6 protein-coding genes are annotated in these 6,170 nt (G+C 73.6%); 1 reads left to right on the top strand and 5 read right to left on the bottom strand.

Annotated features, from left to right (window positions below; genetic code table 11):
* Window positions 1–31 precede the first annotated feature (31 nt).
* The 5 genes from J2X59_RS10600 to J2X59_RS10620 form a co-directional block, all read right to left on the bottom strand.
* On the bottom strand, window positions 32–1,003 hold the full coding sequence (locus J2X59_RS10600) for a helix-turn-helix transcriptional regulator (protein WP_326496640.1): 972 nt from the start codon (window positions 1,001–1,003) through the stop codon (window positions 32–34).
* Window positions 996–2,084, bottom strand: coding sequence for a helix-turn-helix transcriptional regulator (locus J2X59_RS10605; protein ID WP_326496641.1), 1,089 nt, complete (start codon window positions 2,082–2,084; stop codon window positions 996–998). The genes J2X59_RS10600 and J2X59_RS10605 overlap by 8 nt, the downstream gene beginning before the upstream one ends.
* A 72-nt stretch (window positions 2,085–2,156) precedes the next feature.
* Window positions 2,157–3,083, bottom strand: coding sequence for an FKBP-type peptidyl-prolyl cis-trans isomerase (locus J2X59_RS10610; RefSeq protein ID WP_326496642.1), 927 nt, complete (start codon window positions 3,081–3,083; stop codon window positions 2,157–2,159).
* A gap of 40 nt (window positions 3,084–3,123) precedes the next feature.
* Window positions 3,124–4,254 carry a tRNA (adenine-N1)-methyltransferase gene (locus tag J2X59_RS10615; protein ID WP_326496643.1) on the bottom strand — a complete coding sequence of 377 codons (1,131 nt, stop codon included), beginning with the start codon at window positions 4,252–4,254 and terminating at the stop codon, window positions 3,124–3,126.
* Complete coding sequence (locus tag J2X59_RS10620; RefSeq protein WP_326496644.1) at window positions 4,251–4,961, bottom strand: HAD family hydrolase; 711 nt, start codon at window positions 4,959–4,961, stop codon at window positions 4,251–4,253. The genes J2X59_RS10615 and J2X59_RS10620 overlap by 4 nt, the downstream gene beginning before the upstream one ends.
* A 158-nt stretch (window positions 4,962–5,119) precedes the next feature.
* On the opposite strand from J2X59_RS10620, the gene J2X59_RS10625 reads away from it, so the two are divergent.
* Window positions 5,120–6,055, top strand: a complete 936-nt coding sequence (locus tag J2X59_RS10625) for a proteasome assembly chaperone family protein (protein ID WP_066654364.1) — start codon at window positions 5,120–5,122, stop codon at window positions 6,053–6,055.
* The last annotated feature ends 115 nt before the right edge of the window (window positions 6,056–6,170 follow it).

Below are 6,170 nucleotides of genomic sequence, written 5' to 3' on the forward strand. Positions count from 1 at the left end.
CGCGGTGGCCGGCGACGGCGCGGTGCGCGCGCTACTCGGCGGCCAGGGCCGCCTCGGCGAACGCGCGGACGGCGGCACGGGCCGCCGGCGGGTCGAGGACGACCGCGCGGCCCGGCAGGCCGGCCACCAGCCGGACGACCCCGTCGAAGCCGTTCGATGCCGCGAGCCGGATGCGGACGCGGCCGTCTGCGTCCTCGGCGTCGGCGGTGTCCGCCAGGAAGTCCGCGACGAGGGGCAGCGCCGAGCAGTCGAGCTCCACCGTGACGATGACGTCGCCGCCGGACTGCTGGAAGAGCGTGTCCGGGATCACGACGTCGCCGATGGTCTTCTCGGCCGGGCGGTCGTCCACGCGCACGCTCGTCATCCGGTCGAGCCGGAAGGTCCGGAGCGCCTGCCGGTCGAGGTCCCAGGCACGCAGGTACCAGTCGGTGTCGATCGACTCGACGCGGAGCGGGTCGACACGGCGGGTCCCGCCGCGGGTGCGCGGCCCGGCGTACTCGAACGCCAGACCACGACCGTCGGCGACGGCACGGCGGATGGTGGCGAGCGCCGCGTCGTGCAGGTCCTGACCGACCGCGACGTTCGACGCCGCTCCCCCGGCACCGCGGGAGAGCTTCGCCATGAGGGACCGGATCGCGTCCCGGTCGGCGGCCTCGGGCAGCGCGGACAGGTACTGCAGGCCGGCGATCAGGGCCGAGGCCTCACGCGCCGACAGCCGGGGCGAGTCGTCGATCGCCACGAGGTTCGTCAGCACGATCATGTCGTTCTGCTCGAAGTCGTCCCAGGCGATGTCGAACAGGTCACCGTGCTGGTACTGCATCGTCTCGCCGGGCACCCCGGACACCGCGATGAGCTCGACCGCACGGCGGATGCGCTGCTCGGGGACGCCGAAGTGCCGTGCGGCCTCGGCCACGGACACGCGCTCGTGGTCGATGAGGTACGGCACGAGGGCGAGCAGGAACGCGAGCTTGTCCTGTGCCTGGAGCGGTTGCTGGTCAGGCACGGGTACCTCCGGCGTCGGCGGTCTGGTCGGCGTCGGTGGTCTGGTCTGCGTCGGCTCGGCCGGCCTCCGCGTGGTCGGCGACGAGGGCGCGCAGGCGGGCGACCACGAGCTCGCGGACCGCGGCGGGCTCGAGCACCCGGACCTCGGGACCGAAGGCCGCCAGTTCCTCGGCGAGGATCTGCGGGTCGACGTGGTGCACGACGAGCACGCCGTCGTCGTCGACCTCGGTGCCGCGTCGACGCTGGAGCCGGCGCTCGGCATCGGAACCGGGCACGACCGCGATCCGCGCCGTCCGTTCGGCCCACACCCGGTCCAGCTCGGTCAGGGCACGTTCGGCGGCGCCGGCGGGAGCGGGGTGCTGCCCGACCTGGTGCACGCTGACCGGTCCGACGATCCGCGACAGCAGGTAGTTCTTCGTGCCGCCGGTGGAGAACTCGTGCGCTGCGAGCATCCAGCGACCGCCGTGCTGCACGAGCGCGAGCGGTGCGAGGTCACGCCGGCGGGGCGCGTGCTCGCCCGGCGTGATGTAGTCGAAGCGCACGGCAGCGCCACGGTCGAGCGCTGAACGCAGGGGTTCGAACGCGGTGTCACGGGCGCGGAGCCGGGGCGAGTAGGCGGCCATGCCGGCGACACCCTGCGCCGTGGTCGTCCCACCGTCGTCGGCACCGGCGGACCGGACCTTCAGCAGCGCCCGTCGTGAGTCGGTGGACAGTGCGCCCTCGCGCCAGGCCATCGCGGCGAGCGACAGCAGTGCGGACTCGTCCGGGGTGAAGCGGACGTCGAGCGGCAGGTCGTACTCGCCCTTCGGGATGCGGTACCGGAGCGTCTGGTTGTTGCCGGCGGCGCCGGGCGTCTCGATCGTCTCGAGCGGGATGCCGAGGTCGCGGACGTCGTCCTTGTCGCGCTCGAACTGCCGCTCGAGCGACGCGTTGTCCCCACCGGACGTGTACCGCTGCCGGTAGCCCTGCACGTTGGCCAGGATCTCCGCCTTGGTCAGCCCGGCCTCGGTCGAGAGCAGCGCGAGCACCAGGCTGAAGAGCCGCTCCTCGGCGGGGACGCGGGGGGCTCGGGTGGCTGGCACGAGCCCGATCCTACGGCAGCGCGGGTGCACCGGAGTGCACCCGCGCGCGGTCGGTGGACGGACCGTCGAGGGTCAGGCGGGCATCTTCCCGAGCACGTCGATGACGTACGCGGTGGTGCCGTCCTGCTGGTGCACGATCGCCAGGACCTGGTCGCCGACACGGTGGCCGAGGACGGCGTTCCGCACGCCGTCGATGACCTGGCCCTTCGCGAGCGGGATCGCCTGTGCGCCCGATCCGTCGGTCCAGCTCGAGCCGACGACGGACGAGTCGCCGTTGTTGCCGGCCCACGAGACGGCCGTGTACTTGATGACCGCGGTGTCCTTCGCGGTGAGCTCCGCCCCGGACCCCTTGCGGAGCAGGTGCAGCGCGTCGTCCTTCGGGGCGCTCCACGACGGGATCGTGATGCCGGGCGCACCCGACGGCGCGAGGACGACGGCGGGCATGCCGTCGCCGGCGAGCTGCGGCGTGCCGGTCGCCCGGGCGTCGAAGGCCTGCTTGACGTCCATGACCGCGATCACGGCGTCCTCGGCCTTGCGCGACGTGCCGGATCCGGCGGACGCGCTCCCGCTCAGCTCGCTCTTCGGCAGGGCGACGGCGAGCCGGTCGCCCACGTGGGCGCACTCGAGCGCGGTGCCCAGGGGGCCGTAGTTCGCAGCGCCCGCGGTGATCGGGGCGGTCTGCCCGGAGTACCCGCTGGTCTGCGCGACCTGACCGGTGCTGCCGTCGACGAGGGTGTACTCGACGAGGACCGGCGTCCCCTCCTCGATCTGGCGGCCGTTGCCGGAGCGCAGGACCGACACCTGCGTGTCCGTCGTGGTCAGCCCGGACGGCACCGACACCTTCGGCTCCTTGCCGAACGCACCGGACGCCGTCACCGCTGCCGACGCGGCACCGGGAGCCGGGCAGGAGGACGCGGCCGTACCGGCCCCGCTGGCGGCGCACCCCGTCAGGGACGCGGCGAGGCCGATGGTGACCAGGAGTGCGGGGATGGTGCGCACGGACCCTCTTTCCGTTCGGTGCTGGACGGGCATGCGTAGCCTAGCGGTCGCCGTCGGCGGCATCGTGCGAGGCATCCGGGGTGCCTTCGGCGCCGCCGTGCGCGATCCCCTGCGCGTCCGTCGAGGCCTCGGCAGCGGCGACCCTGCGCGCCTGGGCCGCTGCCTGACGGGCGACCTTCCGGAGCTTCTTGTCGCTGGCGGACCGCTCGCCGACGGCGCCGGGGGTCCAGGCCTCGACGTCCTCGTCCGAGAACTCGGCCTTGCCTGCACGACGCTTCAGGTTCGGCAGCACGACGCCGTCGGCGAGGCGTCGGGCGGTCACGAGGAACCCGGTGTGGCCGACCATCCGGTGGTCCGGACGGACGGCGAGACCCTCCACGTGCCAGGTGCGCACGAGGGTCTCGCTCGACTGCGGGTCCGTGAAGCGCCCGGTGTCCCGCAGCGCCTCGGCCGTGCGGGACAGCTGCGTGACGGTCGCCACGTAGCAGACGACGAGCCCGCCGGGGACGAGCGCGTCCGCCGCGGCGTCGACGCACTCCCACGGCGCGAGCATGTCGAGGACCACGCGGTCGATGCTCTGCGGTCCGGTGGCGCCGGGGAGCTCCTCGACGAGGTCGCCGACGGTCACCGACCAGTTGTCCGGCACGGCGCCGAGGAACGTGCCGACGTTGCCGCGCGCGATGGCGGCGAACTCCTCGCGGCGCTCGAACGACTGCAGCCGGCCGGTCGGGCCGATCGCCCGGAGCAGGAAGAGCGAGAGTGCTCCCGAGCCGACGCCGGCCTCGACGACCCGGGCGCCCGGGAAGACGTCCGCGAAGGCGACGATCTGGGCGGCGTCCTTCGGGTAGACGATGGCCGCGCCGCGGGGCATCGACATCACGTAGTCGTTGAGGAGCGGCCGGAGCGCGAGGTACTCGTCGCCGGTGCTCGCCCGGACCACGGAGCCGTCGGGCTGCCCGATCACGTCGTCGTGCCGGAGCACGCCGCGGTGGGTGTGGTACTCGCCGGCGGTCTCGAGCGAGAGCGTCGTGAGCTTGCCCTTCGGGCCGGTGAGCTGCACGCGGTCACCGGCGCGGAACGGACCGCGCGGCGGGGTGTGCGGGGCGCCACCGGCGGTCTGCGGCAGGGCGACGACGTCGTCCTGCGAGGGCTGCTGGGTCTGCTCGGTCATCGGCTCGCCGTCTCGGTACGGGCCGCGAGGGCCGGGCTGGTCAGTTCGACGAGGCGGTCGACGTCCACGTCCGCCAGCGTCGTCAGGTGCACGTCGCCACCGGCGATCTCGGACAGCGGCACGATGTGCTCGACCGCGACGGTGACGGCGCCGGAGGCCACGGCCGAGGCGACCCCGGTGGCCGAGTCCTCGATCGCGACGCACGCGGTGGGGTCGACCCCGAGCTGCGCCGCCGCGGCGAGGTAGGCGTCCGGGTGGGGCTTCGGACGGTCGACGTCGTCGCCGGCGACGACCACGCGGAAGCCACGGGCCCCGAGGGCGTCGGCGGTGACGAGCGCCATCGTGCGGCGGGACATCGTCACCAGCGCGGTCGGGATGCCGCGGTCGTGCAGCTCCTCGACGAGTTCGCGGGCGCCGGGACGCCAGGGGAGCTCACCGCCCTGCAGGCGCTGCGTCACGTAGTCGGTCATCCACAGGACGATCTCCTCGACGTCCATGTCGACGCCCCGGTCGCGGAGGATCTCACCCGACCGCTCGAGCCCGCTCCCGACCAGGGAGAGGCCGTCCTCGTGGGTCCACTCGGCGCCGTACCGGTCGGTCAGCTCGACCTGGGACTGCTGCCAGATCGGTTCGGTGTCGATGATCGTGCCGTCCATGTCCCACAGCACGGCTGCGGGGAGGACGCGTTCGGGGTGCTGGGCGGTCACGGGCGACGAGTCTACCGGGGCACCGACCGGCGCCGCGGTTCCGCTCGGGGCGGACGGAGGGTGCCTGCGGGCGGCTCCGGCATATCCTGGGTGATCGACCGTGTCCGGCCGCGCGCGATCACCGTGCGCGCCCCGCTCCACCACCAGGAGGCCCCTCCGTGCCACAGCACTCCCCCTTCAGCGACGGCCGACTGCTCGTCGTCGCCTTCGAGGGCTGGAACGACGCCGGCGAGGCTGCGAGCGGCCTCGCCCGCCGGATCGTCGACGCGCTGGAACTCGACGAGCTGCGTGAGATCGACGGCGAGCGGTACGTCGACTACCAGTTCAACCGGCCGGAGGTCGGCACCGCGGAGGACGGTTCCCGAGCCATCCGCTGGCCCCGCATCGTCCTGCACGGGCCCGGCGCCGAGGGGCGTCCGGTCATCGGCGCGGCCGGCTCCGAGACCGAGCGCGACGTGTTCGTCCTGGTCGGGCCGGAGCCGTCCCGGACCTGGCGGGGGTTCTGCGCGGAGGTCATCGACCTCGCCGACGTGTACTCGATCGACGCGGTGGTGTTCGTCGGCGCGATGCTGGCGGACGTCCCGCACACCCGACCGATCTCGGTGTTCGTGTCGAGCGAGAACGCCGGTGTCCGTGCGGCGTTCGACGTCGACCGGTCGACGTACGAGGGACCGACCGGCATCCTCGGCGTGCTCTCCGACGCGATGGACACCGCGGGGCTCACCACGCTCTCCCTGTGGGCCTCGGTCCCCCACTACGTGCACAACTCGCCGTCGCCGAAGGCCACCCTGTCCCTCCTCGACAAGATCGAGGAGCTCGCCGACGTCACGGTCCCGCGGGGCAGCCTGCTCGACGAGGCCACCGAGTGGGAGGAGGGCATCGACGCCCTCGCCGCCGACGACGAGGACATGGCGAGCTACATCGGCCAGCTCGAGCAGGCCCGCGACACGGTCGACTCCCCCGAGGCATCGGGGGACGCGATCGCGCAGGAGTTCGAGCAGTACCTCCGCCGACGCGAGCGCAAGGACGGCAAGGACGGCGGCACCGCCGGCGGCGAGGGTCCGTGGCGGCCCCCGCAGCCGCCGCAGCAGTAGTCGCGACCACGGGACGGACGGGAGGCGCGGTGCCGGCTGGCACCGCGCCTCCCGTCCGTCCCGTGGTCGGCACGCGCTCCGGTCGCACGACGTGCCGCTCACCTCTGGGGTGAGC

It is taken from the genome of Curtobacterium sp. 260 (assembly GCF_030803485.1).
In the GTDB taxonomy this organism is placed as follows: Bacteria; Actinomycetota; Actinomycetes; order Actinomycetales; family Microbacteriaceae; genus Curtobacterium.